The 24,469-nt window shown below is 57.5% G+C and carries 22 protein-coding genes; 21 read left to right on the top strand and 1 reads right to left on the bottom strand.

The annotated features are described in order from the left end of the window. Positions 1–3: 3 nt before the first annotated feature. The 12 genes from HY308_12325 (at position 4) to HY308_12270 (ending at position 13,770) form a co-directional block, all read left to right on the top strand. Entirely contained in the window at positions 4–1,017 is a 1,014-nt protein-coding gene (locus HY308_12325) for an N-acetylneuraminate synthase family protein (GenBank protein MBI3899065.1), read from the top strand. A 12-nt stretch (positions 1,018–1,029) separates the two neighbouring features. Then, positions 1,030–1,773, top strand: a complete 744-nt coding sequence (locus HY308_12320; protein ID MBI3899064.1) for an acylneuraminate cytidylyltransferase — start codon at positions 1,030–1,032, stop codon at positions 1,771–1,773. A gap of 13 nt (positions 1,774–1,786) precedes the next feature. Continuing rightward, positions 1,787–3,115, top strand: coding sequence for a glutamate-1-semialdehyde 2,1-aminomutase (locus tag HY308_12315; protein ID MBI3899063.1), 1,329 nt, complete (start codon positions 1,787–1,789; stop codon positions 3,113–3,115). Between the two features lie 9 nt (positions 3,116–3,124). Continuing rightward, positions 3,125–4,210 carry a UDP-2,4-diacetamido-2,4,6-trideoxy-beta-L-altropyranose hydrolase gene (gene pseG, locus HY308_12310; GenBank protein ID MBI3899062.1) on the top strand — a complete coding sequence of 362 codons (1,086 nt, stop codon included), beginning with the start codon at positions 3,125–3,127 and terminating at the stop codon, positions 4,208–4,210. Beyond that, on the top strand, positions 4,207–5,256 hold the full coding sequence (pseI, locus tag HY308_12305) for a pseudaminic acid synthase (protein ID MBI3899061.1): 1,050 nt from the start codon (positions 4,207–4,209) through the stop codon (positions 5,254–5,256). The genes pseG and pseI overlap by 4 nt, the downstream gene beginning before the upstream one ends. Next, a complete protein-coding gene (locus HY308_12300) occupies positions 5,253–5,837 on the top strand; it encodes a GNAT family N-acetyltransferase (protein ID MBI3899060.1) in 585 nt (194 codons plus the stop codon). Before pseI ends, HY308_12300 begins: the two co-directional genes overlap by 4 nt. Then, positions 5,838–7,415, top strand: a complete 1,578-nt coding sequence (locus tag HY308_12295; GenBank protein ID MBI3899059.1) for a polysaccharide biosynthesis PFTS motif protein — start codon at positions 5,838–5,840, stop codon at positions 7,413–7,415. Next, positions 7,415–8,839, top strand: coding sequence for a hypothetical protein (locus HY308_12290; protein ID MBI3899058.1), 1,425 nt, complete (start codon positions 7,415–7,417; stop codon positions 8,837–8,839). The genes HY308_12295 and HY308_12290 overlap by 1 nt, the downstream gene beginning before the upstream one ends. A 31-nt stretch (positions 8,840–8,870) precedes the next feature. After that, positions 8,871–9,779: a class I SAM-dependent methyltransferase gene (locus HY308_12285; GenBank protein MBI3899057.1), complete on the top strand. Its 909-nt coding sequence runs from the start codon at positions 8,871–8,873 to the stop codon at positions 9,777–9,779. A gap of 142 nt (positions 9,780–9,921) precedes the next feature. Continuing rightward, entirely contained in the window at positions 9,922–10,677 is a 756-nt protein-coding gene (locus HY308_12280) for a phytanoyl-CoA dioxygenase family protein (protein ID MBI3899056.1), read from the top strand. A gap of 24 nt (positions 10,678–10,701) precedes the next feature. Continuing rightward, on the top strand, positions 10,702–11,949 hold the full coding sequence (locus tag HY308_12275) for a class I SAM-dependent methyltransferase (protein ID MBI3899055.1): 1,248 nt from the start codon (positions 10,702–10,704) through the stop codon (positions 11,947–11,949). Positions 11,950–11,961: 12 nt separating this feature from the next. Beyond that, positions 11,962–13,770 carry an ABC transporter ATP-binding protein gene (locus HY308_12270; protein MBI3899054.1) on the top strand — a complete coding sequence of 603 codons (1,809 nt, stop codon included), beginning with the start codon at positions 11,962–11,964 and terminating at the stop codon, positions 13,768–13,770. Positions 13,771–13,774: 4 nt separating this feature from the next. Here the strand turns inward: HY308_12270 and pseH are convergent, their stop codons facing one another. Next, a complete protein-coding gene (gene pseH, locus HY308_12265) occupies positions 13,775–14,326 on the bottom strand; it encodes a UDP-4-amino-4,6-dideoxy-N-acetyl-beta-L-altrosamine N-acetyltransferase (GenBank protein MBI3899053.1) in 552 nt (183 codons plus the stop codon). A 96-nt stretch (positions 14,327–14,422) separates the two neighbouring features. On the opposite strand from pseH, the gene HY308_12260 reads away from it, so the two are divergent. The 9 genes from HY308_12260 to HY308_12220 all read left to right on the top strand — a co-directional run bounded on the left by HY308_12260 (position 14,423) and on the right by HY308_12220 (position 24,469). Beyond that, a complete protein-coding gene (locus HY308_12260) occupies positions 14,423–15,742 on the top strand; it encodes an MBL fold metallo-hydrolase (protein MBI3899052.1) in 1,320 nt (439 codons plus the stop codon). A gap of 94 nt (positions 15,743–15,836) precedes the next feature. Next, positions 15,837–16,568, top strand: coding sequence for a class I SAM-dependent methyltransferase (locus HY308_12255; protein MBI3899051.1), 732 nt, complete (start codon positions 15,837–15,839; stop codon positions 16,566–16,568). An 83-nt stretch (positions 16,569–16,651) separates the two neighbouring features. Next, positions 16,652–17,743 carry a Gfo/Idh/MocA family oxidoreductase gene (locus HY308_12250; GenBank protein MBI3899050.1) on the top strand — a complete coding sequence of 364 codons (1,092 nt, stop codon included), beginning with the start codon at positions 16,652–16,654 and terminating at the stop codon, positions 17,741–17,743. Between the two features lie 24 nt (positions 17,744–17,767). Beyond that, the gene (locus tag HY308_12245; GenBank protein ID MBI3899049.1) at positions 17,768–19,300 is read left to right on the top strand and encodes an N-acetylneuraminate synthase family protein; all 1,533 of its coding nucleotides are present in this window, start codon (positions 17,768–17,770) and stop codon (positions 19,298–19,300) included. Next, positions 19,267–19,995: an HAD family hydrolase gene (locus HY308_12240; GenBank protein MBI3899048.1), complete on the top strand. Its 729-nt coding sequence runs from the start codon at positions 19,267–19,269 to the stop codon at positions 19,993–19,995. The genes HY308_12245 and HY308_12240 overlap by 34 nt, the downstream gene beginning before the upstream one ends. Then, positions 19,992–20,708, top strand: coding sequence for an acylneuraminate cytidylyltransferase family protein (locus tag HY308_12235; protein ID MBI3899047.1), 717 nt, complete (start codon positions 19,992–19,994; stop codon positions 20,706–20,708). Before HY308_12240 ends, HY308_12235 begins: the two co-directional genes overlap by 4 nt. A 42-nt stretch (positions 20,709–20,750) precedes the next feature. Then, complete coding sequence (locus HY308_12230; protein ID MBI3899046.1) at positions 20,751–21,707, top strand: FkbM family methyltransferase; 957 nt, start codon at positions 20,751–20,753, stop codon at positions 21,705–21,707. A gap of 296 nt (positions 21,708–22,003) precedes the next feature. Then, positions 22,004–23,425: a hypothetical protein gene (locus HY308_12225; protein MBI3899045.1), complete on the top strand. Its 1,422-nt coding sequence runs from the start codon at positions 22,004–22,006 to the stop codon at positions 23,423–23,425. A 27-nt stretch (positions 23,426–23,452) separates the two neighbouring features. Beyond that, positions 23,453–24,469 carry a class I SAM-dependent methyltransferase gene (locus tag HY308_12220; GenBank protein MBI3899044.1) on the top strand — a complete coding sequence of 339 codons (1,017 nt, stop codon included), beginning with the start codon at positions 23,453–23,455 and terminating at the stop codon, positions 24,467–24,469.

Raw genomic sequence — 24,469 nt, 5'->3', positions numbered from 1 at the left:
CTGATGAGTCAGATAAAAATTTTGGCGGAGGCAGCCCAGGGCTTCGAGGGCAAGCTGCCGCAAACGTTATTGCTGGTCCGCGCGGCTGCCGCCGCCGGCGCCGATGGCATTAAGTTTCAATTGGTCTACGCCGACGAGTTGGCGACGCCGGACTATCGCTACTTCGATTTGTTCCGCTCGCTGGAAATGCCGGATAGCGCTTGGCAAGAAGTCGCGCAAGAGACGCGTGAGCGCAACATCGGATTGCTGTTCGATGTTTTCGGCGTGCGCGGGCTGGCGCTGGCGCAGACACTCGGTGTCGCCGGCATCAAGATTCACAGCACCGATATGTCGAACATCGGTCTGCTGCAACAAGTCGCTAAGGCGAAGTTGCCGGAGGTCATTCTCTCCGTCGGCGGCTGTGTCGAGCAGGAGGTAGCCGAAGCCATCGAAACGATTGGTCCGAAGCCGATCGTGTTGATGCACGGCTTTCAAGGTTATCCGACGCCGTTCGAGGCGAATCAGCTGGCGCGCATCGGCCACTTCGCGTGCCGTTTCGGTTCCGGCAACGCTGACGCGCCGCTGCGCCAAGGCTTCCACGATCATGCGCCGATCGAAACCGCGGCGTGCACGGCGCTACCGGCGGTCGCGATTGGTGCCGGCGCCGTCGTTATCGAGAAGCACCTCACGTTGTCGCGCCTGATGAAATTCGAAGACCACGAATCAGCGCTCGATCCGTCCGAGTTCGCTGAGTTCGCCGCGCGCATGCGCGAGTGCGGTACTGCTATCGGCACGGTCGACGGCACGCGGCCGGATCTCGGCATGCATGAGGCCGAGCGCCGCTATCGCGACGCTATTCGCAAGCACGTGGTCGCGGTGAAGCCGTTAGCTGCCGGTACTGTGATCCGTCCCGAGCATGTCGGCTTGAAGCGTACCGCCTCGGCGACGTTTCTGAGCGACGTGCGTCAGCTGTACGGCAAACGCACCAAGACCGCGCTCGCCGAAGGTGCGGCAATTCTTGAATCGCACTTAGAATAAGAGAGACTAACGATGCGCCGACTCGTCGCCGCGCTCGCTTGCCGCAACAATGGTTCCCGGTTGTTCGGCAAGCCGCTGCAAAATCTGCTCGACAACACGTCGATCCTCGACCAGATCGTCGCCGCTATCCGCCGCGTCGGCATCATCGACGAAATCGTCCTTGGTATTTCCGAAGGCGCGGCCAACGACATCTTCGTCGATAAGGCGCACGAGTACGGTATCGGATACATCTGGGGTGATCCGCAAGATGTATTGATGCGCCTGATTCAATGCGGCCGCATGGGTCGCGCCACCGACGTGTTTCGTGTCACCACCGAGTGCCCGTGGTTCGCCTATGACTTGCTGACCGAGGTATGGACGCGACATAAGCGCAATGGCAACGACATCACCGTTTGCGATCGACTGCCGGAAGGTATCAATTTCGAAATCTATTCGCTGGCGGCGCTGGAGCGCTCGCACGCCAACGGCTCGGCCAAGGATCGCTCGGAGTTTTGTTCGAACTACGCGCGCCATCATGTCGACGAGTTCAAGATCGAGGTGGTGTTGCCGCCGGTCGACCAACAGCGCATGGACCTGCGGGTGACGGTGGATTATCCCGAGGACCTCATCGTCTGCCGCGAGATCGCCAAGGCGTGTCGCAGCTCCATGCCGCTGGTGTCGGTGGCGCAGATCGCCACCTTTCTCGATTCGCGTCCGGATTTGAAAGCGCTGGTGGCACCGTTCGTGGTGCCGGAGCCCACTTGGAACATCGGTTGACCCCGTCATGACGCTGAAACGCATTTCTCAATTCGATCGCTCGCGCCAGTTCTCGCAACGTATTCACGACATCGTGCCAGGCGGGGCGCATACGTATTCGAAGGGCGACGATCAGTTCCCGATCAATGCGCCCGCGGCCATCACCCACGGCAAAGGTGCGCATGTTTGGGACGTCGACGGCAACGAATATGTCGACTGCAGTATGGGCCTGACCTCGGTCAGCATCGGCCACGGCTACGAGCCGGTGGCGCAAGCCGTCAGCGACGCCGCATTCAAGGGCACGAACTTCCAGCGGCCGGCGACGATCGAGCTCGAGGCTGCGGCCAAATTTTTGGAGACAGTGCAGTCGGGCGACATGGTGAAATTCGCCAAGAACGGCTCGACGGTTACTACCGCTGCGGTCAAGTTGGCGCGCGCCTATACCGGCCGTAATCGCGTAGCGCTGTGCCGCGAACACAATTTTTTCAGCTACGACGATTGGTTCATCGTCACCACTGCGTGTGACCGCGGTATTCCGGAAGAAACGCGCGAACTGACGGCGTGTTTCAGCTACAACGACTTGACGTCGGTCGAGGCGTTGTTCGCCGATCCGAAGCACGACATCGCCTGCCTAATCATGGAGCCGGTGAAGTTCGACGCGCCGCGCGACGATTTTCTGCGCAAGACCGGCGAGCTCTGCCGCAAACACGGCGTGGTCTACATCCTCGACGAAATGATCTCCGGCTTTAAGTGGGGGCTGAAAGGCGCGCAGGATTATTTCGGCGTGCGGCCCGATCTCGCTACCTGGGGCAAAGGCATCGCCAACGGCTTTTCCGCGTGTGCGCTCACCGGTCGCGCCGACATCATGGAGCTCGGCGGCATTCGCCGCGAAGGTGACGACAAATTATTTTTGATCTCGACCACGCACGGCGCCGAGACCATCGGTCTGGCGGCGCTCATCGCCACCATCGCTGAGTTCCAGCGGCACGACATGATCAAGGACAATTGGGCGCGCGGTCGCTCGTGGCAACAGCGCTTGAACGAAGTCGTGACGCGCCACGGGCTGACGCGTTACTTGAGCCTCATCGGCGACCCGTGTCTGTTAGCGCTCGTTTGTCGCAACCCGCAAGGCAATGCCGATGACACTTTCCGCACGTTGATGATGCAAGAAATGATTGCGCACGGCGTGCTGTTCCAGGGCGTGTTCTATCCGACCTGGTCGCATCAGCAGGCCGAGCTCGATCAGGTGGTCGCCGCATTCGATCGGGCGTGCCAGGTTTATGGCCAAGCGATCGAAAAGGGTAGCTGCGACGGACTGTTGATCGGCCGGTCGGTACGGCCGGTGTTTCGCAAGAAGATTTAGCGCGTGCCGTTGAACGTCCTGATTCGCGTTGATGCCTCGCTCGAAATCGGCACTGGCCACGCGATGCGTTGTTTGACGTTGGCCGATGGACTGCGCGAGGCCGGTGCAAATGCTAGTTTCGCCTGCCGGACGTTACCGGGGAATCTGTCCGACCTGATTCGCACTCGTGGCTACGCGGTTCAGGAAATGTCGGCAACTGCACGCGCCTGGCAGGCGGATGCGGCGGAAACGGCGGCAATACTCAACGGTAAAACGTTCAACGGTTTGGTCGTCGACCACTACGCGCTCGATGTGCGCTGGGAGTCGGTGCTGCGGCGTTACGTCAACGGCATCATGGCAATCGACGATCTCGCGGATCGGCCCCATGATTGCGATATTTTACTGGACCAGAATTATTACGACGCAATGGCACAGCGTTATAACGATTGCTTGCCGGTGAATTGCCTGAAGCTGCTCGGTCCGCGTTACGCGTTGTTGCGCCGGGAGTTTCGCGAAGTGCGTCAACGACTACGATCGCGCGACGGCTCGGTCAAAAATATTTTGATTTTTTTTGGCGGCGCCGATCCGCAGAACATCACCGCCAAGGCGATCGCGGCGCTGGCGAAGGCCGGGCGTAGCGATATCACGGCGGATGTCGTGATCGGCGCGACCAACCCGCATCGCCGCATGATTGAAGTGTTATGCGCGCCGCAGCGCAATCTGCGGCTGCACGTGCAAGCCGACAACATGGCCCAGTTGATGGCGGCGGCCGATCTCGGTATCGGCGCCGGCGGTGCCACCATGTGGGAGCGTTGCCTGTTGGGATTGCCAACGTTGACGGTGGTGTTCGCTCATAACCAGGAACGATCGACGCGCGAGACCGGCAATATCGGTGCGCTGCGCTATTTAGGTTGGGCGGACAAGTTGACTGTCGACGCCCTGGCCGCCGATATCGACGACGCCATTCGTCATCCAAAAAAACTAATGGCCATGAGTCAGCGCGCGATACAGATCATGGATGGATTCAGCACCACCGGCCAGCCGCTCGCGGTCAGCGCGCTGCTCGAACGATTCTCCGACCGTAAGACCGATCGACTGAGACAGTCACCGCAATGAGCGTCGTACATATCGCCGGCCGGCCCTGTGGCAACGGGCATCCGCCATACATCGTCGCCGAGATGTCGGCCAATCATAACGGCTCGTTGGACCGCGCCTTGGAGATTATCCGCGCGGCGCACGTTGCCGGCGCCGATGCCGTGAAGTTGCAAACCTATACGCCCGACACGATGACGCTCGATGTCGATCACCCGCGTTTCAAAGTGAAGGGCAAGAACCCGTGGGACGGTGAGCATCTCTACGAGCTGTATCGCAAAGCGATGACGCCGTGGGAATGGCACGAACCATTGTTCGACTACGGCCGCAAACTCGGCATCACTATCTTCAGCTCGCCGTTCGATAACGCCGCGGTCGAGCTGTTGGAGCGTCTCGACGCGCCGGCATATAAGATCGCCTCGTTCGAACTGGTCGATCTTGATTTGATCCGGCGCTGTGCCGCCACCGGCAAGCCGGTGATCATGTCCACCGGTATGGCGTCACTGACCGAGATTTCAGAAGCAGTGCAGGCGGCGAAAGACGCTAACGTGCAGGGACTGATCCTGCTCAAGTGCACCAGCGCTTACCCGGCGCCGGCGGAGATGATCAACTTACGCACTATTGCGCACCTGGCGCAGGCGTTCGATGTTGTCACCGGTTTGTCCGATCATACGATGGGCACTGGGGTATCGGTTGCTGCGACCGCGCTCGGCGCGGCCTTCATCGAAAAACATTTCACACTGGCGCGCGCCGATGGCGGCGTCGATTCGTCGTTCTCGCTCGAGCCGGCCGAGCTCGCGCAACTTGTCACTGAAACACGCATGGCGCACGCGGCACTCGGCGAAGTGACGTATGTGCACGGCGAGCTCGAAAGCTCTTACCGCCGTTACCGGCGCTCGCTGTTTTTCATTCGCGATCTTGCCGCCGGCGCAACGGTGAGGGAAAACGACGTACAGGCGTTGCGGCCGGGCGACGGCCTACCGCCGAAATTTCGCGCTGCCGTCATTGGCCGCACGCTGAAGCAGGCCGTAACCCGCGGCACACCAGTATCGTGGGATGTTTTGACATGAGTTCTATGGGTAGCGGCAGGTTACTGACGCCGGTATTCAAACGCGGCGTGACGCTGAATATCCCGCAGGGGTATCTTTGGTCGCTGACGGTCGATGACGTACATGCCGGCTACATCGACGGGCTCAACGATCCCGAAGTCAATCGATACATGGTCGCGGTGCGCCAAAAGACGCAGACCGATGACACCGTCCGCGCATTCGTGCGCATCGACGAGCTGGCGCCGGACGCGGTGTTGTTCGGCATCTTTCATAAGAACAGCGCGCGTCATTGCGGTACCGTACGGTTGCATCACGTCAATCTGACGGATCGAACGGCTGATATCGGCATTTGTGTTTTTGACAAACGTGTCTGGGGGCAAGCAATAGGTGCGGCGGCGATTGGTTCCGTGACGCAATGGGCGTTCGATAGGCTTGGCATACAGTCGATTTTGGCAGGCACTTATGTCGACAACGTTTCTTCGTGGAAGGCATTTATGAAAGCCGGTTATGTTCTTGAGAAAGATGTGGCCGACCGCTATCAGCGGGACGGCCAGCCAGCGGTAGTGCGCATGTTGGTTGCGCGCCGGGCGCAATCACGATAAATGGCGCCTAAATTTCACACACCGCATGCACTGCGGGCGTTCGATGCGATCGCACATCGTGTACAAGCGCATCTGACGACGCATCATCGTGGCGCATTCGGTTACAGCGCCGATACGATTGCAGCTCGACTGGCGCAGCGGGTGGTTGAACTGGCGCTGAATCCGTTCGTCACCGCCTGTGTTGACCGTATTGAGCAAGGTCGCGCTCCGATTCCGGAAACACATGAATCGGCGTCTTGGGGCGGACTTCGTTTCAAACTTCAATCGGGCGCGGTCGGCGCCACCGCGGGATTGATCGTGCGTTCGCTGGGAGAGTTTGCCGTGCACTGGGCATTGCTGCTGTGGCACGCCGTCATCGGCGGTTTTCGCCGTCAAGGAAAAGATCCGCGGTCGGCGACGCTGATTTTTGGTATCGGCGCCGAAGGTCTGCAAGAGGAGGGGTCGGACGCGCGCTTTGCCGCCTACTGCCGCTCCGGTCCCATCCAACCGCTCGTGTCTGCCGACCGGCTTATCGTGCAATCGTTGGTGCCGATTCGCTCGTCGGATCCGACGCGTTTGCAATACGGTCGTTTTCCGCTGATCAATGCGGCGCGGACAATTCCATTGGGCGTGCGCGGTCGGATCCGATTGGTTCTGTGCCAGACGTTGATGCTCGTTCGTTTTTGCGCCGCCGTGATCCGTCGGCCACTCTTGGCAACGTTGGCACGTGATGCCGCGGAGATCGAGCTGGTGCGCGCATTCGATCGGTCGCAGCGATTGAACGCAGTGGTCATCACCAATTCGGCGTACGCACGGCAACCGTTATGGATGCGCGAACGCGAGCGTCGGCGGTTCGAGACCCACATGATTTGGTACTCGCAGAACATAATGCCGTTCGTGTTCCGGGCCGATGGTTTGCGCTCGGACTTGCCGAATTATCGGCATCTGCTGGTCGACACGCATTGGCTATGGACCTCGGCTTGCGCCGACTATTTGTGCCGTCTCGGCGTCACCGGCGAGCTGCATGCATGCGGACCGATCCTTTGGTATCTATCGAAACCGGCGCAACCGCGGGCCGACAATGAGATCCGAATCGTCGTGTTCGATGTGACACCGTTGCGCGAAGACTTCACGCGCCGTATCGGCCTGATCTACAACTATTACGCGACCGCTAACATGATTCGGTTTATCGAAGAGATCGCAGCCGCTGGCCGCGAGCTGCAAGCCAGTACCGGTCGACGTGTGCGGTTGTTACTCAAACACAAACGTAGTTATCACGCGCTGCACGATCGGCGCTATATCGAATTTATCGAACGCCTGACCGGGCCTGAGGGTGCCTTCGAGTTGGTGCCGTTCGGGACGAATATATATGCGCTATTGGCAGGCAGCGATTTGTCGATTGTCGCTCCGTATTCGTCGCCGGCCTATGTCGCGGATCACGTCGGTAAACCGGCGATCTATTTCGATGCCACCACGGAGTTGGAGCCGACATTCGACGCCACGCCATGGGTTCATTTCGCCGGCGATCGCGCGCAATTGCTGGCAACGGCACATCAACTGTTAGGGCGTCGTCGGGATAATGCTGTTGCGAGAGGCTGATGCGTAAGATGAGCGAATCGATCACCGTTGCCGCCGAAAATATCGATGTTGGTAAGAACGCCTTACCCGGCCGCACCGGTAGCAAGCGCCCGCGAATCGCCGTGGTCGTACCTTCCGAACGTGTCGTTGATGCGTTGCTGAACAGCGGCGCGCTCACAGTCTTGGCGGAGCGCGTCGAAATCAAGCTGATCGCGGGCCCGGAAGTACCGCCGGAATTAGCGCCCAACGCAACTGTGTTGGATCTTCCCAGCCTCCGCGGTTGGCGCCAGCGTTTAGATACGCACATGTGGTACCACGCGTTATTTCGCCACTTTCGTCGCCACCGCCTGCGGACCAACGCCAGTTTCAAGGCCATGCAATTGCGGCCGATAGGCCGGGCGTTGCATCATTTATTGGCGCATCCGTTGTTGGCTGCTGTCGTATCGGCCAGCGATGCCAAGATTTTTTTTCGCGATGACGCGGCCGCCTTGAATTGTCTCAAGACGCTACGACCGGATCTTATTATCGTGCCGGGCTCCGCGCTCGATAGTTATTCGCACATGGTGCTGCGCTCCGCGCAGCGCCTCGGTATTCGTTCGGCAATGATTATTTCTCACTGGGACTATTTTTCCAAAAAGGGTTTACTGCGGGTGGCGCCCGATCGCATCTATGTTTGGGGTGACGATATGGCGAGCTTGGCCGTTGGGCGAAACGGAGTAGATCGCAATGCCGTGTGTGTCGTCGGTGCACCGCAGTTTGAAAAATATCGACAGTTGCGGTTGGAAATGCAAGACGAGTACCGTTGTGCACTCGGATATCCGCGCGACGGGGTGTTGGTCCTATTCGCCGGCACTGCGGTTCCGTACGACGAACTGTCGGTGCTGCGCGAGTTGAGTGAGATTGCGGCGCAGCCGAGGTTTGCCGGTTGCCGGATCGTCTATCGACCGCATCCGCGGGCCTGGGAGCGACGTTCGGTTGAGAGCGTTGATCCGAAGAGCCTGGCTAACGTATTGCTCGATGTCGCTACCGCCGTGGATGCAACAAGCGATGCGCATTACTTGGCGTTAATCGGCGCCGTTAACGGCGTTGCGTCGCCGTTTTCCACCATGATTCTCGAAGGCGCAATCGCCGGCAAACCGGCGTTTTGTATTTCATTTTCCGATAACGTCAATGACTGGAATTTCGCCGAGGCCAATAACACAGAACATATACAGGCGATCATGGGCCGAAGCTGGCTTACCGTTTGCACCCAGCGGCGGCAATTGCGCGAGCAATTCGAGAACTATCTGATCGCGTTGCACAATGGCGACACGACCGATAAGGTGCGTCGCGAGGCCGGGCGCACGATACATTTCGACGATCGCAGCTATGCACAGCGGTTGTTGGAACAGATTGAAGCGGATTTTTCTCTTGGAACGTTGATGGGTAAGGTATCGACTCAATGAATCTAGTGCGGTTGGGATATCGACGTAATTTATGAGCCAAAAACCTGATTTCGACGCCTGTGAGATTTGCCGCGATCACAAGTGGGAAGTCGCCAGATTCGGACCTGTGCGCGATGGCAAGTTCGGGAGTCTTACACCCGACACGCTGGTGGGTCGTTGCCGTGGTTGCGGTGTCGAACGGCTGATCGAGGCGAGTTGCAAGGGCGAGGAGTTTTACGAAACGACGGCCTATCGGTTGTTGGTGAATGCCGATTCCTCGATCGATGGTTACTTCGCGGAGCATGATCCACTACAGCTCGAGCGCCTTAATGTATTTCCTCCGCATCAATTGCGCGGCAAGAATGTCGCCGACGTCGGTTGCGCCGCCGGTACCTTCCTCGACCACGTCAGGGGGCTAGCGCGAAACGGCATCGCCGTTGAGCCGGCGCAACATTACCATCGTTCGCTGGAGAGCCGCGGTTACTCGGTGCATGCGAGTCTCGATGCGGCGGTGGTGCAGTGGAGTGGAAAAGTCGACGCTTGTTTCTCGTTTAGCGTGATCGAGCACGTCGCTGAGCCACGGGCATTCCTCGAACAAGCGCGCGAGTTGCTCGCGCCGGATGGCGAGTTGATTATCAGCACACCGAACCGCGACGATATTATGATGGAGTTGTTGCCAGACGATTATCCGAGCTTCTTTTATCGGACGGTTCATCGTTGGTATTTCGATCGACAGTCGCTCGCCGAGTGCGCGCGCCATGCCGGGTTGAAAGTGCGCTCGCTTAAATGTGTTCATCGTTTTGGGTTAAGTAACGCCGCGCTGTGGTTGCGTGATCGGCGGCCTTCGGGGCGCGGGCGAATCGCCGGGCTCGACGATGCCGCGTTGGACGCGAATTGGCGTATTGCTTTAGAGCGGGAGTTCAAGGGCGATTATCTATACGTCGTATTGGCTCGCCAATGATCGATATCAGTAAGTCGTTGCGAAGGGTGGTGTTATGACACTAAGGCAGATCGTCTCGCGTTGTCGGGTCGTGATTGAAGATACTGTGTTAACCGCGCCAGGTCTCCGCTATAAGCCTCGGTTCCCAGGGGATGAAGCGGAATTGGCCAAAGGCATAGCTGAACTACGTATTAATGGATACACCTCGGTCGGACGATTGCTTGATGCGGCCGGCGTCGGGCAGCTGCGCGGGTTGATCGACGCAGCCATCGGCGGCCAGCGTCCGGATCTCGATGTGCGCTGGAGTGATAGCGTTAAGTATTGGCGGATTGAGAATCCATTGCGCCTCGACCCATCGCTATTGCGACTCGCGGCGCATCCCGCGGTCATCGCCCTCGTCGAACGTTACTTCGCGCGACGGCCCTATTTGTCAGACATCGATCTACGGCGGATCCCGCCGACCGATATGTCGGAGGTCCAGAGTAGTGGTTACTCATCCAGCAATTGGCATCGCGATACGCGCGGGCGCCAAGTTAAATTGATGATTTATCTTTCCGACGTCGCTGAGGCCGACAGCAATTTCTCGCTCGTGCCTGGTACCCACATCGGCGCGCATTATCGCAAGAAAGAATATGAAGAGAGCCGACTGTCAGACGCCGAGGTCGAGGCAATGAAGGTCTCGACAGTCGAGTGGCGTGGCCAAGCGGGAGACGCCATGGTATTCGACACCAATCTCATCCATCGGCTTCGTCGTAAGCCGATGGCGCGCGTGCGCGATTCCATCACCTATTACTACACCCCAGGACAGGCGCTGACGACGATCGACGTCGATCGGCGCGAGCTCGAGCATTTGCCCGAGTCGATGCGGGCGGTGTTCGGTAATCCGCCGTTGCCGTTTAAGCGCAGCAGTCATACCTAATTATTTATTAAGGAGTCGTTACACTTGGCTTCCACAGCGCATATCGCCAAAGAATTCTTACGGCCGGCCGTACGTGCAGTACGACGGCTCATGGAAAAAGACGTGTTTGAGGCACGGCATTGGCAGCCGGGCTCGAAGGTACAGTTCTCCGGCATTACCGTCTCCGAACCGCTCGAAGTCGACTTCTTGTGGTACAGCGGTCCAGAAAATTTTTCGCAAGTATTCGTCGACGCCGACTTTCCGGTGCATCAAGATTATCCGTTAACCGGCACCAAGCTGCTACCGCTGATCGAGGTCTATACCGCCAGCGGCCGGCGCTATCTGTCGCTGGTTCATTGCCCGAAGACCGGTGTCGTGTTCCACCAGTTGTTGCCGTCGCACGAGTGGCAGCACAAGTACTACGCAGAAAATTGGGACGCGTCCGGTCAAGTGCAATCGGCGAACGCCGATGCGTTCATGAAGACACGCGGCAATAAGGTCGAAAAAATTCTGACGCGGGCCGACCTCAAGGCCGGCGGCCGCGTGCTCGACGTCGGTTGCGGTTATGGCGATCAGTTGTTTTATTTGAAGCAGAAGGGTTACCAGGTATTCGGGCTCGAGCCGAGCCGTCATCGCGCCAAGTTCGCGAGCCAACTGCTCGGGACGCCGATCTTGAATAGCCCGGTCGAAGGCGAGCAGGTGCATGCTAACTTGAGCGGCTTGGGCGGCAAGTTCGATCTTATTTATCTAAACCACGTGTTCGAGCATCTGTACGATCCGCGCGCCGTTGCCGCGATGCTGCGCGAGTTTCTGGCGGATGACGGCGTGCTGATGATCGGTGTGCCGGACTACTTCTCCGAGTGCACCACCTCGTTTTCCAATCTGATCATTCATACGCATTCGTTTACCAAGAATGCGTTGGTCAACTTGCTCGGGCTCGCCGGCTTCAAGCCGAAGCAGGATTTGAGTTATCCCGGATACGTCTATTGTTTGTTCGAGAAGAGCGCCGGCGAGCGCGCGCCGCAGGAAGATCCGCTGACCGAAAAGGTAGTGCGGCACCTGTTCCGCCAATTCAATTTAGTGTCGCGCCAGTTGCGGCCGGGGCACGTGGTGTCGGTGGCGTCGTTCATCGGCAACATGGAGACCGGCTATCGCGTGAAGCGTGCGCCGATATTGGCGGAGGCGCGGCAGGCGCTGAACGACGCCAAGTCGAAAGGCGCGGAGGCGTTGCGCCGATGCCTGCCGATCAAGATCGTTATGCCGTACGAACAACCTTGCATTTGGCAGAAGTAGACGAAAGCCCCTGTGAAACTACCCGTACAGCAAGTTCTAAATCTGTTCACGCGCAAGGAACGGGTCAAAATCGCCGGCCTGTTGTTGCTGATGTTCGTCGGCGCCTGGGTCGAGGCGCTCGGTATCGGTTTGCTGATTCCGTTCATCGGTATCCTCAATAATCCGGCGGTGATCCACCAGCAGCCGGTGTTGAGCAAGATTTACGCGTTTCTCGGCATGACCAGCGACATGCAATTCATGCTCGCCGCGACCGGCGGGCTGGTGCTGATGTTCGTCGGCAAGAATTGTCTGTTGGCGATGCTGTACTACGCGCAGACCAAGTTTATCGCCAACAAGGAGGCGTCGATGGCGCGGGCGCTGCTGGCGCGCTACTTAGCGACGCCGTATGCCATGCACCTCGATCGCAACTCGGCCGAGTTGATCCGCACGGTCACCATCGAAGTGCCGCGCGTCGCTAACGGCTTTCTGCAACCGTTGCTAATGGTGATTGCCGAACTATTCGTCGCGGTGATGATCGCGGCGTTGCTGATCTACATCGACCCGCTGGTGGCGTTGATCGTCAGTGCCATGATGGTCCTCGCCGGTTTCCTGATCATGCGCTATTTCCGCGCGCAAATTTCCGCTTACCGTCACCAGAGCCGCCAATTCGGCGGGCAGGCGCAAAAGTGGGCGAATCAGGGGCTCGGGGCGTTGAAGGAGGTCAAGGCGTTCCGCGCCGAGAAATATTTCAACAACGTATTCGGCGAAAACATCGCCGGTTACGCCCGCGTGTTTCAGGCGTTCGCGTTTCTGAATCAAACGCCGCGGCTGGTGGTCGAGACGCTGGCGGTGACGATCTTGCTGTTGGTCGTCGGTGTGATTTTGTGGCAGCGCGGCGACGTGCACGAGATCGTGCCGCTACTGGCGGTGTTTGCCTTGTCGTCGATCCGCGTCATGCCGTCCGTTACCCGCATCCTGTCCTCGCTCAATAGCTTGCGTTTTTGTACGCCGGCGTTGGACGCGGTGTCCAAAGATTTGGAGCTGACCCGCCAAGATGCCGACGAAGCGTCGCTGACAGTGGTGGCAGGTCATGCAACCAGCAACGTGGTCGTCGAATTCGAACACGTCTCCTACCGCCATCCGGGCATGGAGAAGTGGATCCTGCAGGACGTATCGTTCACAGTATTGCGCGGCGAGTGCGTCGCCATCGTCGGTCATTCCGGTGCCGGTAAGAGCACGCTCGCCGATCTGTTGCTCGGGCTATTGCAGTCGGATGCCGGCAAAGTCGTGGTAGACGGTCTCGACGTGCGTCACGGTGGCAATCTAGACCGGCGCGTCGGCTATGTCCCGCAACACCCTTATTTGCTGGACGACAGCGTGCGCCGTAACGTCGCCTTCGGTATTGCCGATGGCGCGATCGACGATAGCCGTATTTGGGCGGTGTTGGAGCTGGCGCGCTTAGCCGATAAGGTGCGGGCGTTACAGGATGAGCTGGATACTGAGGTCGGCGAGCGCGGCGTTAAGCTGTCGGGCGGTGAGCGCCAACGGTTGTCGATCGCGCGGGCGTTGTACTCCGATCCTGACGTCGTTATCTTCGATGAAGCGACGTCGTCGCTCGATCAATTTACCGAGCGCGAGATCAACGACACCATCAACGGCCTCGCCGGTAGCAAGACGTTGATCGTTGTCACCCACCGCCTGGCGGCGGCGGCGCGTTGCGATCGCATCGTGTTTCTCGATCAGGGCTGCGTGCGCGGCATCGGTAAATTCGACGAGCTGTACACGTCGTCACCGGCGTTCCGCAAGATGGCGGGTGAGCCGGCGGCGCAGGGCGCGGGTTAGTGGGTCAGCGGAAGCACAGCTTGTATAAAGAAGGGCGAATGTTTTCCCAGTCGCGCTCGAACAACGCCAGCGAAACGATGTCCTCGTATTTGCCGGCTTTGAGCATGTGCTCTTTGAGCCGGCCTTCTTCGATGAAGCCGAATCTGTGATGCAGCTTGATCACCGGCGCGTTGAACACGAACACCTCGCAGCAGAGCTTGCGAAGCTTGAGCTCGCGCAAGGCGTATTCGATAGCCATGAACTCCATGATCGCGCCGGTGCCGCGCGGGACCTCGGTCTCGCCGAGGTAGAATGCCCAGTAACAGAGGTCGCTGGCGACGTTGAAGCGGGTGAACGAGACGAAGCCGAGCGGACGCTCGGCCGATTCGAAGATCAGATATTTTTCCGGTGTCGGGTGATCGCGCAACCTTTCGAACCAGCGCCGGTGTTCGTCGAGGCTGATGACATGGTCGGTGTACATGTTGGCGCGGACGCGCTCGGAATTGCGCCACGCCAGCACGAGCTCGAGATCGTGCTCCGCCAACGGCCGTAGTTTGAATTGTGCTGAATCGATCATTTTAGTTTCGAGGTGCCTGCTTGGTTATACCTATTAATATCGCTATCTTAGCCGGGCAACGACGAAATTCAACGAACGGAAACGAAGGAGCGAACTGTGCAGCTTGAATTTATCAGCAACACAGGCTGTTATCTGGAGCACAACGGCGCCGTCCTCGGCATGGACCTGTGGCTCACCCAAGGCGCGTTCGAAGGCAGTTGGTTTCATTTTCCGCCATTGCGGCCGACCAAGTTCGGCATTGCCGATTGCGATTACATCTATATTTCGCACATCCATCCCGATCATTGCGACTTCAAAGCGCTCGTCGGCGCGCGTCGCGACGCCACGTTCATCGTCCCGAACTACATGGGCCGGTTGCTGGAACGCAAGTTGCGCGCGTTCGGCTTCGACAACGTCGTTTCGCTCGCGCCCGATCAGCAGACGACGCTTAGCTGCGGCGCGACCATCACATTGTTCGGCCAGTTCGTTAATAATCTGTACGCCAAGGCTGATTTTGGCAACATGATCGACAGCGCGATCATGATCGAGTGGGACGGGCATACGATCCTCAACTGCAATGACAACTACCTGGACGAACCGTCGGCCAAGTCGATCGCCGCGCGCTATCCGAAAATCGATCTGGCGCTGATGCCGCACTCGGCGTCGGGACCGTATCCGGCGAGTTTTCTCAATCTCAGCACCGAGGAGAAGGTCGGCGAAGCCAAACGGCTGCAGCGGCAGTATGTCGATCACTTCGTACGCATCACCGAGATCGTCAAGCCGCGGTTGGTGGCACCGACGGCGGCGGAGTACGCCGTGGTCGGTCGCATGTATCAAAAGAATCCTTACATCGGCTTGGCCGCCGCCAGCGATGCCGTCACTGCGGTCAACGCGGCAATGAAGAACGGCGGCGGCGCTACTCGGCCGGTACAGCTCGATTGCGGTACGCTGCTCGACGTCGACAGCGGTAACATCAGCGGACTGCCGGTACGGCATCTGTTGCCGGCGGATTTGATGGAATTCGCCGCGACGTTGAAGGACGTGCCGTATCCGTACGACTGGGAAGCGTCGTGTACCGATGTCGCCGAGATCGACGCGCTCATGGAGAAGGCGCGGCAGAACGTCTGGCGGGTGCAGAGCCGGCTCGATTGGAAGCGCGATTACAATCTTTATTTATCGATCGACGAGAAACTCGGTTACGCCTTCAACTTCGCCACCGAGGGCTATACGAAGTTGGTCGGCTTCGCGCGCCAGAAGACCGAGCCGTTCCTCGAATGTTTTTTGTCACGCCAGCTGTTACACAGTATTCTGACGCGTAAATCGCATTGGAATAATGCCGAAGGCGGGCTGCATATCGATTTCAACCGTCGGCCCAATGAATACGTACCCGAAGTGTTCGTGCTGTTGTCGTTCTTACACGTTCCGGTTCAGGCCTAATACCGACACTACCCCAAAGGACTTCCATGCATTCCTACGCCACTACTCAGGACCAGCGATACAAAGAAGAAATGGAAGCGCATCAAGGATCGTCATGACCGAACCGAATCGAAAGTTCGAGCGGCAGTGGGACGACACTTGGTCGCACCTCGAGGCGCAACCGTGGTATCCCGACGAGCAGATCGTTCGCTTCCTCGCGCGCTACATCGCTCGCCGCACCGGCTTCGGCGCCGGCGATGTGCGCTACGTCACGCCGCAACAACCGACCGGCCTCGATCTTGGTTGCGGCAAGGGCCGGCATCTGATCACGATGGCGGAGTTCGGCATCAACGCTTGCGGTGTCGATCTGTCGAAAGTCGCAGTCGAATTCGCGCAACAATGGTTGGCGTCGCGGCAATTGCGCGGTGACGTCAAGCAAGGATCAATCGACGTCATTCCCTACGGCGACGGCGCATTCGATTTCGTCATTTGTCACGGCGTGCTCGATCATATGGTCAACGACGTGCGCCGCCGCGGTATTGACGAAGTGCAGCGAGTGCTGAAGTCGGGTGGATTGTTCTTCTTCAGCGTCATCAGCAACGAAGACAGCGCCTATGGCCAAGGTCAGCCGATCGAAGAAGATACCTGGATCTTGCCGGACGGGTTCGAAAAAAATATTCCGCAGGCGTTCTTCAGCCAGCAACGTATCGCCCGTGAGTTCGCCGCGTTCGAAACTGAAAGTATCGTCCAGTCCGCCAACATTTCCCTGGTCGGTCGCAGCCTCATCGGCAGCGACAAGCATTACAGTCGCGACGATCGCTACTACGTTTTGGTGCGGAAGAAATAACGGCTTATCGTATTTGGGCCTGCCGACGCGCCGCGTCGAGCCGGGATCACGGCAATAACGGTGTTTGGAGTCACGGGGCTGAGATGTACAAAGTAAAAATTCACGGAGCCGGCTCGATCGGCAATCATTTGGCGAACGCTTGTCGGGTCTTGGGTTGGGAAGTCCACATCTGCGATCTCGACCGCGCCGCGCTCGATCGCACGCGTAATCAGATCTATCCGCAACGTTACGGCAGCTGGGACGAATCGATAAAACTGTTTCCGTCTAACGAAGCGCCGAAGGGTGGCTACGATCTGATCTTTATCGGCACGCCGCCGAACTCGCATTTAGATTTGGCGATGCAGGCATTGCAGGAAAAACCGAAGGCGCTGCTGGTCGAGAAGCCGCTGTGCCCGCCGGACCTAACCCGCACGCAAGAGCTATACAGCGCCGCCCGCGCCGGCGGTACGCGCGTGTTCGTCGGCTACAACCACGTGGTCGCGCCTTCGGTGGTCAAGCTGGAAGAGATCTTGCGCCAGCAGGCGATCGGCCCGATCGAGACGTTGGACGTCGAGTTCCGCGAGCATTGGGGCGGCATCTTCGCCGCGCATCCGTGGTTGAGCGGGCCGGCGGATACTTATCTCGGCTTTTGGACCAAGGGCGGCGGCGCCAGCGGCGAGCATTCGCACGCGCTGAACCTGTGGCAGCATTTCGCCCATGTGGTTGGCGCCGGTTGCGTCGTCGAAGTCAGCGCGATGATGGATTTCGTCAGCGAAGGTGGCGCCGACTACGATAAGGTTTGCGCGTTCGATCTGCGCACCGAGTCGGGATTGATGGGCCGTTGCGTGCAGGACGTCGTCACCGCGCCGGCTAGGAAGTGGGGCCGTATCCAAGGGCGCGACGGCTTCGGCGAATTCCACATCAACCACAAACCGGGCCTTGATATGATCGTCCACAAGCACGGCAAAGCGGACGCGGTCGAGGCCGGTTTCTCCAAAACTCGCCCGGACGATTTCATCGTCGAGATGAAACACATCGCCGATGTGCTTTCCGGCAAGCGTAGCGATTCACCGGTCAGCATCGAGCGCGGGTTAGAAACGATGTTGGCGCTGGTGGCAGCGCATCGATCGGCGCGCGAAGGCCGCGTGGTGCGGATCGACTATTCGAAAGGCTATGGCCCGGCGGCCATCTCTTGATCCACTGAAGACAGGGAAACGCTAATGTTCAACAACTTCGACTTCAATGACCTTTTCGTTCTGGAAATGGCTAACAACCACCAGGGCGACGTGAGCCACGGCAAAAAGATCATCCAAGAGCTGGCGCAGGTGGTGAAGAAGCACGGTGTGCGCGCGGCGGTTAAGCTGCAGTTCCGTCAGCTCGATTCTTTCGTGCATCCGACGCATCAGGATAAGAGCAGCAACAAACATATCCCGCGATTTATGTCGACGCGCCTGAAGCACGAAGAATTTCAGGCGTTGGTCGACGAAATCCGCAAGCACGATATGATGCCGATGTCGACGCCGTTCGACGAAGAGTCGGTCGATATCTGCGAACAGATGAGTCTGGACATCATTAAGGTCGGCAGCTGCTCCGCTAAAGACTGGCCGTTGCTCGAGCGTATCGCCGATGCCGGTAGGCCGGTGATCTTCTCTACCGGCGGACTGCTCATCAGCGACATCGACAAGCTCGTGAGCTTCTTCGATCACCGCGGTATCGATTACGCGATCATGCATTGTGTGTCGATCTATCCGATTCCCGACGACAAATTTAATCTCAGCCAGATCGAGATGCTGCGCAACCGCTATCCGAAACACACTATCGGCTGGTCGACCCACGAAGATCCGAAGGAGCTTTCGGCGGTGCAGATCGCGGTCGCCAAGGGCGCGCGCATGTTCGAACGGCACGTCGGTGTCGCTACCGACAAGATCACGCTCAATTCCTATTCGGCGACGCCGGCGCAGATCGATCAGTGGATGGCATCGTATCGGCGCGCGCTGACGCTGTGCGGCGAGTTCCATCGCGGCGCGCCGTCGAAGGAAGAGAAGGACGCTCTGGATACGCTCATGCGTGGCGTTTATCTGCGGAACGATATCAAGGCGGGTTCGGCGATCGAGCGGCACGACGTTTACTTTGCGATGCCGATCCAAGAGGGGCAGATCCCGAGCGGTCGCTGGAAAGAGGGCATGGTCGCGTCCAGCGATCTGACGGTGCATCAGCCGCTGAATTGGTCGGCGGCGATTTATCCGCCGGATCCGCCGCGTCTGGCGATTCAATCGGCGGTGCACGACGTCAAGGCGCTACTCAACGAAGCGCGGATCCATCTCAGCAGCGAATTCAAAGTCGAGTATTCGCATCATTACGGCATGGAAGAGTTCCGTAAGACTGGCTGCGTGCTGATCGACTGCGTCAACCGCGAGTATTGTAAGAAGATCATCGTCCAATTGCCGGGCCAATCGCATCCGTTGCACTTTCACAAACGGAAAGAAGAAACATTCCAAGTACTCTACGGCGTCATGCACGTCGAGATCGATGGCCATCACCGGATCCTGCATCCGGGTGAAACCATTCTGGTGCTGCCGGGCGTGTGGCATCGGTTCTGGACCGAAACCGGTTGCGTCGCCGAAGAGATATCAACGACCCACTTCAACAACGATTCGGTCTACCAAGACAAGAAGATTAACGCGATGCAGCGGCACGAACGCAAGACCGTAGTCGATCATTGGGGCCGCTTCCAGTTGCCGGCGTCGGCATGATCCAATGCGTCGTTTTCGATTTCGACGGAACGCTGGTGCAGTCGAATTCGATAAAACGCCAAGGCTTTTATGAAGTGACCAAGGCGCTCGGTGACGTTGCCGAAGTAGTCGATACGGTATTGGTGGACAAGGTTGGGGATCGGCAGGCGATTTTTGCCGAACTGGTTCGACGGTTGCAGACGACCGGTCGGTTGCCGGCGGTTCGAGTTGAACAAACCTTGGCGCACGACCTGGTGGATCGTTATACGTCTTACTGCGAGGAGAGCATCGCCTCCTGTGCGGAAGTTGTTGGCGCCACTGCCTGCTTGGAAGCATTGACGGCGTTACAGGTGGCGTTGTTCGTGAGCTCGGCGACGCCAACCGCGCCGTTGCGGCAGGTCCTGCGCCGACGCGGTATTGATCGTTTTTTCAGGCAAATTCTCGGTCGTCCCGCCGGGAAGGTTGAAAACTTGCGGTTAGCGATGGCTGAAGTAATGGCAGCGCCCGAGGCAACGGTCATGGTCGGTGATAACGAGGTCGACCGAACTGCGGCGGTGGCGGTTGGTTGCCACTTCGTCGGTATTGAAAACGATTTCTCCGGTTATACCCAGCGTCCATCGATTTTGATCGACGACCTGCGTCAACTTCCGCCCATTATTCTCTCCCTCAACAGGGATCCCGACAGTGCCACCGCGACAACGAGAATCCGCAAGTGATCGAACAGCAACGAATATTGGCGGTCGTGCCCGCGCGCGGCGGCAGCAAAGGTGTTCTAAAAAAGAATATCCGACCGGTCAACGGTGTTCCGCTCATTGCCTTCACGGCGCGAACGATTAAGGCGTGTCCATTCATCGACCGAGCGGTGGTCTCGACCGATAGCACCGAGATCGCCAGTGTTGCCGCCGGTGAAGGCCTGAGCGCGCCGTTTACACGACCGGTCGACATTTCCGGTGATCGCATCGCCGATTGGGATGTGTTGGTGCATGCGTTGCAGGAAATGGAAAAGCTGGATCGGATTACGTACGACGTGGTTGTGATGTTGCAGCCGACCTCGCCGTTACGCCGGCCCGCGCATGTGCATGAAGTTGTAGAGCGGTTGGTGCGCGAGCGATTGGATGCCGTCTGGACGGTGTCGCCGACTGACCTCAAGTTTCATCCGCTGAAGCAGCTGATTGTCGACCAGGACGGCCGAATGGATTATTTCGATGCCAGGGGCTCCACCATCGTTGCCCGGCAGCAATTGAGCCCGGTTTTCCACCGTAACGGATTGGTGTACGCGATGACCCGTTCCTGTCTGCTCGAGCAGAAGAAAATCATGGGCGAACGTTCCGGCGCGGTAGTGGTTACTGATCCGATCGTAAATATCGACACACTAGAAGATTTTCAAACGTTGGAACGGTTGCTGGCCGAACAATCGGCCCGAACTTAGCACGGAAGTTATCGACGCGATTTAGCGCATCGGAGAAACAGGATGATCGGAGATGAATTATTAAAGGCGAATCCTCTGTGGGTGATCGACGTCGGCGCCAGCGGCGGTATCGATTCCCGCTGGAGCAACTTTACGTCGTTTTTCAAGGCGATCTTGTTCGAACCCGATCCGCGGGAATTCGAAATACTTAAGGGCAAGAGCCGTGGAAATTTAGTTGTCTTGAATTCAGCATTGTCCGACGCCGTAAAGGAAGTTGATTTTAATCTTTGCAAAAAGCAGCAGGTATCGTCGGCTTATCTGCCCAATCGAGATTTTCTTGCCAAATTTCCGGACTGCGAACGATTCAGCGTCGAAAGAACGATCAAAATAAAAACTGACACGCTCGATGATCAGTTGGAAAAGAACAATCTCAACGAAATCGATTTCATCAAAATAGATACGCAGGGATATGAGCTGGCGATTTTGCGGGGCGGCATCCAGTCTTTGGAGCAGGCGATCGGCCTGGAGCTCGAAGTCGAATTTTCTCCGCTCTATGAAAACCAGCCGTTGTTCGCTGATGTTGACAGTTTCGTTAGAAAATCGAACTTTGAGTTGTTCGACCTCAAACGGTACTTCTGGAAGAGAAACGGCAGTAAACCCTTCGGTAGCCGCAAGGGGCAGTTAGTGTATGGCGACGCGCTGTACTTTAAGAGTCCGGAGCTGATTCTGTTAATGAAAGGAGTGACGCCGGAAAAGATAGTCCGGTCGATTGGTGTTTATATGGTTTACGGCTATGCCGACCTGGCGCAAGCGCTGTTCGATCTTGCAAACAATCGACGACTGTTGCCGGTTGAAATGCAGCACGCTGTTCAGCGAACTCTAGCGAAATATAAAGGGAAAAATTTCATTCCAGATTTCCGGGGCAAAGGACGAATTCGAAATTTAATCATGAAGATGGCAGGTATTTTCGATACTAAAGGGCCTTATTCGGGGACGGACAGTGGCTTGGGGAACGGATGAATGCGTCTCGTGTCTGTCTGGCTGGGCGTCCAACGATGATCTGAGGTTAATATTCCCTTGACAGCGCAGCGGTTAATGCCGTTTACTTTGACGTGCTGCTGTTCAAGGAGGAAGATTAACGTGGCGTACTTCATGGAACGACTTTCGAAGCGAGCAGCGAAGTTTTTGCTGCCACATCTTCTGATTTCCACCGTAAAACTTCCTCTACCAGGGCTATGACCCGCTGTGCTCACGAGGCGACGATCCACTGGGGCAGCACGGCCCGGTGTTGAGTAGATTTTAGGAGAATTTCGTCAATGACCGATACCACCCAAAAGCAGGTTCCTTCCGCAGTCTCGCTGGCTGCCATTTTCCTGTTATGTGCCTCGATCTTATTACCAAACGGCGTCGGTTTTCGATTTGCTCCGGCGTTTCCGAACCTGGATTTACCCCGCATCGCCATGTTGGCGTTGCTCGGTTTATTGGTTGTGCAGCTGCCCAAGCTCAAATTGTCGGCGCTCAACCGGGCGCCACGTACCCTTAGCTTGCTGGCAGCGGTAGCAGTCTGGCAATTTTTGTCGGCGGTTGTCTCGAGTTCACCGAAGTGGTCGGTTATATGGGCAGTCGGCAATGTCGTTACCTATTGGGGTTTCGCTTTTGCAGTGATCGTATTGATCGGATCGTACGATAACAGTAAGAGAATGGTTTACGCATTGACGGCGACCGCGGCGTTGTTGGCGCTTTGGTCGGTGTTCGAGTTTATTACACAAACTAAGCTGGTGCCGGAACGTAATATATATTTGGCAGCGGAACGACTGCTGTTCTCGACCACCACCCGGCGACGCGTGCTCATTGGCGATGTCGAAATACAGATGCCGTTTATGTCTATCGGTCCTTATGCCAATAATCTAATGCTGACCGGCGCTATTTGTGCGCTTGGCGGTTTCTTGTTGATCCGGAATCACCGTTCGGTTGCGCTCTATGTGTTGGGCGTCGCCGTTTTTGTTTTTGCTGTTTTGTCCGCGCAAAGCCGCGCTGGTTTAGTAGCGCTGTGTTTTATGCTAGGCCTCGCGGTATTTTGGGCTAGGTCCCATAAGGAGCGCGTCTGGATTGTTTTTTCCACGTTGGCGGCGGTCGTCGCCTTTGTCTTGGTTTTCGGGGTCGGCAAGTTCACGCTTGCCTTTACTTACCATTTGTCGTCTCCGCCAGCGGCGACTGCCACCCAGTCAACCACCCAGTCGGCAGAGCAAGCGGAGGTATCAGCCGTCGCGGCGACACCGGCAATGGTCGGATCTATCCAGGGAAGATGGCACGGATTGAAAATGCTGGGGCTGCAAGCGGTCAATGCCTGGATGTTTGGTTACGGCCCCGGGAGCGTATTTAACTCGGAACGAGTGATCACGCCGTTGAGGTTTTATTCGGATCAAGGATCGTTCTTCAGTTTCTTTGTCGAGATCGGAATAGTGGGCGGGGCGATGTTAGCGTTGTTGGTTTTCGTTAGTGTCTTCGAAGGTATCCGATCACGCGACCCGAGGATTCGTGCGGCGGTCGTTGGCCTAATGGGTTTTGGTGTGACGACGTTGAGCTCGTTGCCGCCGGTAGCGTGGGGCATTGCCCTGGTATTGGCCGGCATCATCGAGAGTTGGTCAAAAGCCGATCAATCAAGGCGCGCTGCCGAGCAATCTGAACGTGCCGAACAAAATGTTGATGCTGGCGACGTGCGCTCGGCGATCGCATAATTACTGATCGAATCGGGGGTAGAGCCGTTGCTCGAAATAAAAGAACACGAAATCAGACCGCGCGCCATATTCGACGAGTATTTGCGGATTTCGAAGGCCGATATTCCGAAGTTTTTCAGTAACACCGATCAGTTTGTAAAAGTGAGCTGCCCGGCCTGCGGTATACCGGAGCAGCATGCTGAATTCGTTAAACACGGTTTTAGATATGTCAGCTGCCCCGGCTGCGATAGCTTGTATGTGTCGCCACGGCCAACCGCGGCAATGATCGATCGGTTTTACCGTGATTCGGAATCGTCGCGTTACTGGGCCGAGGTTTTTTTTCCGAGCACGGCCGAGGCGCGGCGAACACAGATCTTCGAGCCGCGAGCGCAGATGATCAGCGCCATCGTCGAACGATTCGAGCCGCCGCGACCGCGCGTGTTGGCCGATGTCGGTGCTGGCATTGGTCTTTTTCTGGAAGCAGCGAAGTCGAGTGGGCGGTTTGATGAAGTCATTGGTATCGAGCCGGGCAGGGACCTGGCGCGTGTATGCCGGCAACGTGGGCACATGGTCATTGAAAAGCCGATTGAGGCCGTCCGTGCCGATGAGGTGCGGGCGTCGATCGTGACCTCGTTCGAGGTGTTCGAGCATTTGTACGACCCCGGTGCTTTTGTCAAAAGCATGGCCAATATCTTGGCGCCAAATGGAATTCTGATCTTCACTACGCTGTCGGTAACTGGATTCGATTTACAGATACTGTGGGATAAATCAAAAAGCATTTCCCCGCCACATCATATTAATTTTGTTTCGGTGCCGGGTTTCGCGCAGTTGATCGATCATTGCGGCCTCGAGCTGCTGGACGTCATGACCCCTGGGCGGCTCGATGCCGATATCGTCAAGAACATGGCGGCTGAAGACGACGAGCTCGAGCTGCCGCGGTTTGTTAAGACCATGCTTAAGTTGGCACAGACAGAACGTTACCGGCAGCTACTTCCCCATTTTCAAAAGTTTCTAGCAGATTCATCGCTGAGCTCGCATGTCTGCGTAGTTGCTAGAAAAGTTTAA

The organism is Gammaproteobacteria bacterium, from assembly GCA_016199745.1.
Lineage (GTDB): Bacteria > Pseudomonadota > Gammaproteobacteria > Acidiferrobacterales > Sulfurifustaceae > JACQFZ01.
Note: the sequence above shows the minus strand (reverse complement) of the source record. Positions and strands in the feature narration are given on the sequence as shown.

Coding starts and splice junctions, on each gene's coding strand:
- HY308_12290 (MBI3899058.1), top strand. CDS start 7,415: ATGCGTAAGATGAGCGAATCGATCACCGTTGCCGCCGAAAATATCGAT.
- HY308_12295 (MBI3899059.1), top strand. CDS start 5,838: ATGGCGCCTAAATTTCACACACCGCATGCACTGCGGGCGTTCGATGCG.
- HY308_12300 (MBI3899060.1), top strand. CDS start 5,253: ATGAGTTCTATGGGTAGCGGCAGGTTACTGACGCCGGTATTCAAACGC.
- HY308_12325 (MBI3899065.1), top strand. CDS start 4: ATGAGTCAGATAAAAATTTTGGCGGAGGCAGCCCAGGGCTTCGAGGGC.
- HY308_12255 (MBI3899051.1), top strand. CDS start 15,837: ATGACCGAACCGAATCGAAAGTTCGAGCGGCAGTGGGACGACACTTGG.
- pseH (MBI3899053.1), bottom strand. CDS start 14,326: ATGATCGATTCAGCACAATTCAAACTACGGCCGTTGGCGGAGCACGAT.
- HY308_12230 (MBI3899046.1), top strand. CDS start 20,751: ATGATCGGAGATGAATTATTAAAGGCGAATCCTCTGTGGGTGATCGAC.
- HY308_12225 (MBI3899045.1), top strand. CDS start 22,004: ATGACCGATACCACCCAAAAGCAGGTTCCTTCCGCAGTCTCGCTGGCT.
- HY308_12250 (MBI3899050.1), top strand. CDS start 16,652: ATGTACAAAGTAAAAATTCACGGAGCCGGCTCGATCGGCAATCATTTG.
- pseI (MBI3899061.1), top strand. CDS start 4,207: ATGAGCGTCGTACATATCGCCGGCCGGCCCTGTGGCAACGGGCATCCG.
- HY308_12245 (MBI3899049.1), top strand. CDS start 17,768: ATGTTCAACAACTTCGACTTCAATGACCTTTTCGTTCTGGAAATGGCT.
- HY308_12320 (MBI3899064.1), top strand. CDS start 1,030: ATGCGCCGACTCGTCGCCGCGCTCGCTTGCCGCAACAATGGTTCCCGG.
- HY308_12285 (MBI3899057.1), top strand. CDS start 8,871: ATGAGCCAAAAACCTGATTTCGACGCCTGTGAGATTTGCCGCGATCAC.